Source organism: Ruegeria sp. BHSA163 (assembly GCF_059613365.1).
Genome location: NZ_JBXWSJ010000020.1, coordinates 70,681 through 77,671, shown reverse-complemented (window position 1 = coordinate 77,671; position 6,991 = coordinate 70,681). Strand labels below are relative to the sequence as shown.

Annotated in this window: 8 protein-coding genes; 4 read left to right on the top strand and 4 right to left on the bottom strand. The window is 53.8% G+C overall.

Going from position 1 to position 6,991, the window contains the following annotated elements; all coding sequences use genetic code 11:
• Positions 1-906, bottom strand: a 906-nt coding sequence (locus tag AC2FNV_RS11380; protein WP_496773338.1) for a PLP-dependent transferase, incomplete at its 3' end; no start/stop codon positions are given.
• 3 nt (positions 907-909) lie between these two features.
• Positions 910-1,752, bottom strand: coding sequence for an LOG family protein (locus tag AC2FNV_RS11375; protein WP_170479352.1), 843 nt, complete (start codon positions 1,750-1,752; stop codon positions 910-912).
• A 78-nt stretch (positions 1,753-1,830) separates the two neighbouring features.
• On the opposite strand from AC2FNV_RS11375, the gene AC2FNV_RS11370 reads away from it, so the two are divergent.
• Both AC2FNV_RS11370 and dapD read left to right on the top strand, forming a co-directional pair.
• On the top strand, positions 1,831-2,748 hold the full coding sequence (locus AC2FNV_RS11370; protein WP_170603145.1) for a threonine/serine dehydratase: 918 nt from the start codon (positions 1,831-1,833) through the stop codon (positions 2,746-2,748).
• 107 nt (positions 2,749-2,855) lie between these two features.
• The gene (dapD, locus tag AC2FNV_RS11365) at positions 2,856-3,683 is read left to right on the top strand and encodes a 2,3,4,5-tetrahydropyridine-2,6-dicarboxylate N-succinyltransferase (RefSeq protein ID WP_170479348.1); all 828 of its coding nucleotides are present in this window, start codon (positions 2,856-2,858) and stop codon (positions 3,681-3,683) included.
• A 66-nt stretch (positions 3,684-3,749) separates the two neighbouring features.
• Here dapD and AC2FNV_RS11360 read toward each other — a convergent pair whose 3' ends face one another.
• Positions 3,750-4,085: a cupin domain-containing protein gene (locus AC2FNV_RS11360; protein ID WP_170603147.1), complete on the bottom strand. Its 336-nt coding sequence runs from the start codon at positions 4,083-4,085 to the stop codon at positions 3,750-3,752.
• Positions 4,086-4,245: 160 nt separating this feature from the next.
• Here AC2FNV_RS11360 and AC2FNV_RS11355 point away from each other — a divergent pair, with 160 nt between their 5' ends.
• Positions 4,246-4,584: a DUF8846 family protein gene (locus tag AC2FNV_RS11355; RefSeq protein ID WP_170603149.1), complete on the top strand. Its 339-nt coding sequence runs from the start codon at positions 4,246-4,248 to the stop codon at positions 4,582-4,584.
• 2 nt (positions 4,585-4,586) lie between these two features.
• On the opposite strand, the gene AC2FNV_RS11350 is transcribed toward AC2FNV_RS11355, so the two are convergent.
• On the bottom strand, positions 4,587-5,642 hold the full coding sequence (locus tag AC2FNV_RS11350; RefSeq protein ID WP_170479342.1) for a transporter substrate-binding domain-containing protein: 1,056 nt from the start codon (positions 5,640-5,642) through the stop codon (positions 4,587-4,589).
• Positions 5,643-5,849: 207 nt separating this feature from the next.
• Between AC2FNV_RS11350 and dapE the strand changes: the two genes are divergently transcribed.
• Positions 5,850-6,989 carry a succinyl-diaminopimelate desuccinylase gene (gene dapE, locus AC2FNV_RS11345; protein ID WP_170603151.1) on the top strand — a complete coding sequence of 380 codons (1,140 nt, stop codon included), beginning with the start codon at positions 5,850-5,852 and terminating at the stop codon, positions 6,987-6,989.
• Positions 6,990-6,991 lie beyond the last annotated feature (2 nt).

Sequence of the window (6,991 nt, the reverse complement as noted above, 5' to 3'; positions counted from 1 at the left end):
TTCGCTTCCAAGTGTTATCGAAAGAAGAAACCCAAAGCGCAATGTCTGCGCACCAGCCAATGCATGAGAGGGATCATTTGGTAAGCCCGGATAGCGGATTTGCCTGATCGCCTGGTGCTCGGACAGCCGTTCCGCCAGAACCTGAGCCGTTTCACACATACGATTGAACCTGACGTCAAGCGTCTCTAATCCGCGATGCAGCAACCAAGCCTCTTGCGGACCTGGGATTGAACCAGAAACACGGCGCCACTCTTCGATCTGTTCCATGATCTGGGCGTTGCGGCAGGCAACATGTCCCATCAGCAAATCTGAATGGCCACCAACTGCCTTGGTATCCGACGATACGACCACGTCGACGCCTAAATCCAGCGGTCGCTGGCCTAAAGGGGTCATAGTTGTGTTATCGGCGATGGTCAGGCCGCCCGCGTTTCGCACCTGCTGGGCCACAGAGGCCAAATTGATTATGTCCAAACCAGGGTTCGAGGGGCTTTCGACAAAAACCACATCGAATCCATCGAAACCGCCTTTCGTAAACGCGATGGTTGGACGTTTTTCCACGATTATGCCGAATTTTGATAGGAAGCGATCCGAAAGCAAACGGGTCACATAGTATCCATCAGCTGGGATCAACACCCGCGAACCAGCTGCTAGCGTTGCAAACAGAGCGGCCGTGATCGCCGCCATGCCAGACGGAAAAGTCAGGCAAGGTGCATCTTCCAAATGTGCCAGCAGACTCTCCAAATGCTCCCATGTCGGGTTGTTCACGCGGCCATAAGTGTCATGACCTTCGGGGGAACCGGGAAGGTGAAACATGCTGCTCTGGGTCAAGGGAAGGGCTACGGGTTCACCCTTGTTCAAGGAATTCCCACGCAGGTGGAGCATCTGGCCAATCTTAGGGGTCTTCATAACTCAGCGTCCCGGAATTTGATCGCGGGGCGGAGCTGGCTCCCAGTTCTCAATGATATCGACAGCCTGTTGCGCGGTGTCGACAAACCTGAAAAGGTCCAAATCCTCGTCCGAGATCGTACCAGCGTCTGCGAGGGCATTCCAATTGATTACTCTTTCCCAGAATTCCCGGCCAAACAGCAAAAATGGCACTCGCTCCATCCTTCCGGTCTGAATCAACGTCAGAGACTCAAACAGCTCATCCATCGTTCCAAAGCCACCAGGGAAAATTGTAATAGCACGAGCGCGCATCAGGAAATGCATCTTGCGGATCGCGAAGTAGTGGAAATTGAAGCTGAGATCAGGCGTTACGAATAGATTGGGGGCCTGTTCATGCGGCAGAACGATGTTCAACCCGATCGAGCATCCACCCGCATCCTGAGCACCACGGTTTCCAGCTTCCATTACGCCTGGTCCGCCTCCGGTGACAATAACGTTTTCGCGGCACCCGGTCTGGTTTGACTTCTCGGTCATCAACCGGGCAAATTCCCGTGCTTCGTCGTAGTAAGTCGAAAGACCAGCCAGTGTTTGCGTCCGAGCTGTATGTTTTTGCGAAGGTTCCGGAATGCGGGCTCCGCCAAACATAACGATGGTTGAGGTGATCTGTCGTTCGGACATGATCATCTCGGGTTTCAGAAGCTCCAGTTGCAAACGCACTGGACGCAGTTCGTCCCGGCACAGGAAATCATCGTCGGCAAAGGCTAGGCGATAAGAAGGCGAGCGGGTCTGCGGCGTTTCCGGCACCTCGCGCGCTGTCGAGCGGTCGGTTTGCGCGTCGCGAAAGGGGCTGAGGCGGTCTTCTCTCATTTTGAACGATCCCTGCTTGCGTGTTTCCCAAACAGCTATAGGGTTCGCGGACAGAGTGCCAGTCATGGAAAGACAAGAATGAATTGGAAGAACGATATTTCGGCAGCGTCGGATCGAATTGCGGGACATGCTCAGATAACGCCCGTAATGCAGAGTGCAGCGTTCGAGCTTGGTTACCCTGTCGAAATGAAGCTTGAGCATATGCAGCACACAGGTAGTTTCAAAGCCCGGGGGGCTTTCAATACGTTGCTAAGTATGAACGTTCCTGCGGCAGGCGTGGTGGCAGCGTCAGGTGGCAATCACGGTGCAGCAGCGGCTTATGCTGCCCAGTCGCTGGGATATCCGGCCAAAATTTTTGTTCCGGAACTCGCTGGGCCGTCAAAAATTTCATTGATCAGAAAGACAGGTGCGGACCTGAGCGTCGTGTCCGGAGAGTACGCTAACGCATTGACCGAGGCGCAGGCTTATGAAGAGGCGACCGGTGCAATGCAGATCCACGCCTATGATGCGCCGGCTACTGTGGCCGGGCAGGGCACGTGCTTTGCCGAATGGGACCGGCAGGGATTGGAAGCCGACACAGTACTGATCGCGGTTGGCGGGGGCGGTCTGATTGCCGGGGCATTAGCTTGGTATCAAGGCGCGAGGAAAGTTGTGGCGGTCGAGCCTGAAACTTCATGTGCACTTAACGCAGCTTTGAAGGCAGGCCATCCGGTGGATGTTACTGTCTCAGGAATAGCGGCAAACGCTCTGGGCGCGCGCCGAATCGGATCAATTTGTTTTGAACTGGCCCAAGGAATTGCATCGGTACTGGTTCCGGACGAGGCGATTACCCAAGCCCAGCAGATGTTGTGGTATTCGCATCGAATCCTAGTCGAACCGGCGGGTGCGACCGCTTTGGCGGCACTAATATCGGGCGCCTACAAGCCCGAGCCGGGAGAACGTGTTGCGGTTCTGATCTGTGGGGGGAACATATCGCCTGACCCGCTTGCGTCCTGAATATATGCTACTTCGCTGTAAACTTTGGCTCTGCATCGCATTGCAGCGGATCGTGCGCTTGCGTATAGGCAAGTCCAACGTGAACAAAGTCTGCAGGGAGCGACCCTATGTCCAACGCCCAACTGGAAGCCGCCATCGAAGCCGCGTGGGAGGCGCGCGACAGCATAACCCCCACCACCAAAGGGGAGCAGCGCGAAGCGATCGAGGATACTCTGAATGCGCTCGACAGCGGCTCGCTCCGTGTGGCGGAAAAGCTAGAGGATGGCAGCTGGCATGTGAACCAGTGGGCAAAAAAAGCGGTGCTTTTGGGCTTTCGTATCAAGGATATGGAAATCCAGTCTGGTGGTCCGCAAGACGGCGGTTGGTGGGATAAGGTGGACAGCAAGTTCGCCGGATGGGGCGAAAACAATTGGCGCGCTGCAGGGTTCCGCGCCGTGCCCAACTGTGTGGTTCGCAAATCTGCCTACATCGCTCCGGGTGTAGTGTTGATGCCTTCATTCGTGAACCTGGGTGCCTTTGTTGATGAGGGTACTATGGTCGACACATGGGCCACAGTCGGCTCTTGCGCGCAAATCGGAAAGAACGTCCATTTATCCGGAGGCGTTGGCATCGGCGGGGTTTTGGAGCCAATGCAAGCGGGTCCCACAATCATCGAGGACAATTGCTTTATCGGAGCCCGGTCTGAGGTAGTCGAAGGCTGCATAGTTCGCGAAGGTTCGGTCCTGGGAATGGGCGTCTATATCGGTAAATCCACCAAGATTGTTGACCGCGAGACAGGCGAAGTCACTTATGGAGAGATACCGCCGTATTCGGTGGTAGTTTCAGGTTCGATGCCATCTAAGAACAACATCAGCCTTTACTGCGCTGTGATTGTGAAGAGGGTCGATGAAAAGACCCGCTCGAAAACAGGCATTAACGAATTGTTGCGAGACTGACGCCTAAGTAGAATTGTCGAATTTTTGGGCTGTCGCTAATCTCGTGACAGCCTGTTTCGATTCAAATCAATCTTTGATCGGATAGCGGTCAGGTTCTTCGAACACGTCGATCACGCGCGTACCGGCTTGAATCGTTGCGCCATGATCAGCTCCGGCGGGAATCGAATAGCTGTCCCCCGTGCGATAGGTTTTGATCTCATCACCGATGGTCAATTCGATTTCGCCTTCGATAACAGTGCCCCATTGCGCGCCATGGGAATGCATGGGTAATTCCATCCCCTTCAGGAAGGTGAAGAACGCCACTAACCCGTGATCTGATCTGATAACGGCGGTTTGAACAATGTCTTCAGGAAACGGCAAATCGAGCCCCGGAAAATCAGTGATGAATTTGGGAAAAGACATGTTGGCTTCCTTCACAAGTTATGCTCGACGATCAGGGGGCAAAATTCAAATATGTCAGTTTGGCGGCTGTGGTGCAATTTTATGGTCGCGCATGAACAACAGTCATTTTTAAAGATTTGCATTGCTTGACCGGGTTGGGTTGCACCGCTATGGCCCGGATATGGAAAAGCAGAAAAAACCTTCGCGCCAGCAAGTTTACACCTTGTTGGTTCAGATTGGTCGCAAGGAAGGTGACGGCCTGCCAGAAGGTGCAACCGGAGCTGCGCTGATGTGTTTTGCAAGTGGCGTGGACGAGGCCGAAGCGGTGCGAGAAACAGTGGCTATCCTAAAACAGGCCGATACAGCGCCGCTGGATGTAACTGGTTATGGCACTTTGGCTGAACGCGAAGCTCAGGGGCACGAAGTTGATCCCGAAGAGCGCGCGTTAATGCAACGAGCACTGGATGAAAACGCGGTAATCGTCGCGCAGATGACCCCATTTTTTGGTAGTGGAGACTAGGCTTAGTTCCGAGCCCCAAACCAAGTGCGATAAATCTGGTCGTAAACGCCTTCTTCCCGGAGGGCCAGTAACGCCTGATTTACGTCTTCGACCAAAGGCGAGCCGGTAGGAAAGACTATTCCATAGTTCTCGCGCATGAATACACCGCCGGTGATAGACGCTATTTTGCGCCCGTCGTGGTTAGCAAAATAAGATAATATCGGCGCATCGAATACAACGGCATCCAGTTCACTGTCGGAAAAAGCGTTTAACAGTCCTTCGAGGTTCTCGAATCCGACAAATTCAATCTCGCGCCGGTTCAAAAAATTTGCGGCGGTGGAGCCTGAAATCGTGCCTACCTGCTTACCATAAAGGTCATTAACAGAGTTCACATTGCCGCTGATCGCGTCCACCGTCATGACGGATGTGATACGAGCAGTGAAAACGGATACGATAAATAGCGAAGAAACAACCAGGATGACGCCCAGAATCCGTCCGAACGCTGTGCGTGGCATTCTTTCTTCAAAGCCGCCATTAACCACGAGGTTCAATGCCCACCAAAATGATGGAAACCACGCTTCATCTAATTTGCGATCAAAGTAGGGCTGCGCACGGCGTTCGAAAATCCACATCGTCATTCCGCCCGCTAACAAGATGGCGAAGGCTAGTCCGATTGCGATGAATAGCTCCGCAGACAGTAGAGCCTGCAAAAGAGACGGTCTGCGCACTGCGTCCGAGGGGACCATGATCTGCAATCCAGACTCAAATATTGGCTGGCTGAAGTCCATCTGGGTTTCGCGTGAAGCGGTAATCGAGATGTTCGCAATGGCCAGATCGGCAGTACCGTCCTGAACGGCACCCAGCATGTCGCTGAAGGTTTCCACCCGGTTGATCGAGTAGTCCCAGTCCAAGGACTCGGCAAGTGCTTCCAATAAGTCCATGGAAAACCCCACCTGTGCCCCATCTTCAACATATGAAAACGGGGGGCGGGTCACGGTCGTAACCGTAAGTGTCTGGGCCTGGCTTTGCTGGGTAAGAACCGAGAAAGCCAGTAAGATCAAAGCGAAGACTACACGCATAGTTTCTTTCTGTTTTGCGGCCCTGTAGCGCAATAATACAGTGGGCAGCAAGTCGAACACTTGGTCAACTAGCTCGATTTTCCAGATCCAGCAAACTGGAATATCTTTAAGAGCGCGAAAGAAAATTACGGCTGTGGGGTTGGCAATCATATCAATTCATTGAATCTGTGCGCGAACCTGGAAGGAAACCAATTTGCGAGGTGCCAAATGACCGATCCCGTCAGACTGACGGCAGACCTGATCCGTTGTCCGTCGGTCACACCAGCCGAGGGTGGCGCATTAGAATTGCTGGAGACTGTTCTTTCCGAGGCAGGGTTTGAATGCTTTCGTGCTGACCGAGGCGGTGTTTCGAACCTGTTTGCACGCTGGGGACAAAAGGGTCACCCACGCAGTTTTGGGTTCAATGGCCACACTGACGTTGTGCCCATTGGCGATGAAACGGCTTGGACGGCGCCTCCGTTCGGTGCTGAAATCCGCAAAGGCGTTATGTTTGGCCGAGGGGCGTCTGACATGAAATCGGCGGTGGCTGCCTTTACTGCCGCAGCCGTGGATTTCGTGCGCGATGCCCCACCTGACGGGGCTGTTATATTGACCATTACCGGGGACGAAGAAGGCGACGCCTTGGACGGGACAATTGCGTTGCTGGATTATATGGAGAACGTCGGTGAACGTATGTCTGTTTGTCTGGTAGGCGAGCCGACTTGTCCCAACGCGATGGGCGAAATGATGAAAATTGGCCGCCGAGGTTCGATGACCGCGTGGTTCACAGTGACAGGTGTTCAAGGGCACTCAGCCTATCCCCATCGGGCAAACAACCCGTTGCCCGCCATGGTCCGTTTGATGGATCGTCTTGCAACGCACCAATTAGATCAGGGCAGCGATCACTTTGATGCAAGCACACTTGCGGTCGTGAACGTAGATACAGGCAACTCTGCCACAAATGTTATCCCGGCCAAGTGTCAGGGTGCGGTAAATATTCGGTTCAATGACCTTCATTCCGGCGCTAGCCTCAGCGAATGGCTGAACGCCCAAGCAAACCGCGTCGCGGAAGAGTTTGACGTCGATGTCGATACGCAGATCAAGATTTCTGGCGAAAGCTTTTTGACACCTCCCGGGCCACTATCAGAATTGGTCGCGAACGCTGTGGAGGCCGAGACTGGCAACAAGCCAGAGTTGTCGACGTCGGGTGGAACATCTGATGCGCGCTTTATCAAAGACCATTGTCCTGTGGTCGAATTTGGTCTGGTTGGCCGAACAATGCACCAAGTCGACGAATGCGTGGAAGTAGCGCAGATTGAACAGCTCAAGGCGATCTACACACGCATCCTAGCGGATTACTTCGCCTGAAA